This window comes from Vibrio makurazakiensis, assembly GCF_050337375.1.
Classification (GTDB): Bacteria; Pseudomonadota; Gammaproteobacteria; order Enterobacterales; family Vibrionaceae; genus Vibrio; species Vibrio makurazakiensis.
Window position 1 is genome coordinate 1 of record NZ_JAKJSW010000453.1, and the last position, 1,094, is coordinate 1,094.

Consider the following 1,094-nt stretch of genomic DNA (forward strand, 5'->3'; position numbering starts at 1 on the left):
TCGTTATTTGGAATAACACCACTTACACCGAATGCTTCAGTAAATACAGTTGAGAAGTTATTTAGTGCACCAACTAAAGCACCGGCACCAAAACCTAGGATTAAGAAACCCATAACAGTTTTAATAGTGCCTTTTAGAATGGTTGAAATATCAGACTTTTGAGCAACTAGACCAATAAACGCAATTAAACCAACCATTATTGCCGGCTCTTTTAATAAGCCGAGCATAAACTCGAAAAAGTTTTCCATAATATTAACCTTACATGAATGCTTTTAATTGTTCTTCAATTGAAGCTTTGTCAAAAATATTTGCAAGGCTAACGATGTTTTCTTTGCCTGCGTCTTTTAGCTGGCTTGCTACGTCAGTTGCTGCAACCCAAATATCCGCATTGCTTGATGCTGCTGATGAAAGATCTTCATGATCTACTTCTGCTTCAAATCCAATTTTCTTCGCAACTTCTTTTACTGCCATTTCCATCATCAGTGAAGTACCAAGGCCGTTACCACATACTACTAGGATCTTTTTCATGTTATTTGTCTCTACTGGAATTAACGGAATGCGAAATTGCATTCTCTATATTTTGTGTAGGAATCATAATGAAATTGAGGGTGAATAGACTGGATCTCCATCACAAAGTCAAAATGAGATTGTGATGGAGATCATACAAAATGAAGCTTTATTGATGCGTATGTCATTAAAACTTGTTGTCATAGAAATGCACAAATATTAAAGAGTGACGGAGATCAAATTAATCTAGGAGTGGATTTGCCATTTATAGAATGGAGTCGAAACAAGACCGAGAAAGTAGTGGTTAAGCATCAAAAAACTTACTTAAACAAAAGCTAAATAGGAGAGTATTAATATAGGTGTTTCATAATAAAGGCGTTATTTTCCATATTCTGTAAGCATTTTCTTAAGCATGCTATTTACGTCTTTCGTTTTCTTACTTCGTTTCGTGAGTTGACTTAAAGAGGTAGGAATTACTTTTTCTGATTTTCCAATTTCATCTTCTTCTTCACTTTTGTTTTTCATTTTTTGTACTGCAGGTAGCAGCATTCTAATTTCTTCATTGTTGGCATTCATTAATACAACAA

The 1,094-nt window shown here is 34.6% G+C and carries 2 protein-coding genes and 1 pseudogene; all 3 read right to left on the reverse strand.

The window, feature by feature from the left end; all coding sequences use genetic code 11:
* Nucleotides 1-248: PTS transporter subunit IIC (locus L4C33_RS22390; protein WP_428814577.1), on the reverse strand; the 248-nt coding region annotated here is incomplete at its 3' end.
* A 10-nt stretch (nt 249-258) separates the two neighbouring features.
* Entirely contained in the window at nt 259-528 is a 270-nt protein-coding gene (locus L4C33_RS22395) for a PTS sugar transporter subunit IIB (protein WP_428814578.1), read from the reverse strand.
* Between the two features lie 357 nt (nt 529-885).
* Nucleotides 886-1,094: pseudogene (locus L4C33_RS22400) on the reverse strand (hypothetical protein); the annotation flags it as partial.